Source organism: Desulfatiferula olefinivorans (assembly GCF_054657895.1).
In genome coordinates this window covers 1-437 of sequence record NZ_BAAHXV010000121.1, presented here as the reverse complement: position 1 = coordinate 437, position 437 = coordinate 1, and the positions used below count along the sequence as shown (strand labels likewise).

At 36.8% G+C, this 437-nt stretch carries 1 protein-coding gene; it reads right to left on the bottom strand.

Annotation, left to right across the window (positions count from 1 at the left end):
- Positions 1-27 precede the first annotated feature (27 nt).
- Positions 28-437: hypothetical protein (locus ACYQ11_RS22140; RefSeq protein ID WP_459926011.1), on the bottom strand; the 410-nt coding region annotated here is incomplete at its 5' end.

Genomic DNA, 437 nt, shown 5'->3' with positions numbered 1-437 from the left:
GCAATCCCCTGCATGCAATTGTTAGCATTATTGACTTATTATTGTTTTATTTTCCAACATACCTTTAGAAGATAAAGTTATTTCAAGCCGTTTGAATAAAGCGAGAAAGTCTAAAATATTCATATCAACATTAATGCGTCTAAGCTCAATTGAACCACCAGATTCTTCTATTACTTCTGGTACTGTTTGACCTCCGCCAAGCTTTCTAACATAAAAATCCACATATACGGGGTCTTGGTGAATACCGTGGTTTTCACCAACTGACATGGAAATAGCCAGTACAAATTCATCATCAGTAATTAAGCCTTTATCTTTCAACCATTTAGAGAGATTCTGCCCATCTGCCTTATCAGCCGCTGCTGTTCCTTTTAAATCGCCGTATTGAACCGACGCTGAAAATATTTGTTCCATAGAATCTCTCCTTTTGGTTTTTGATG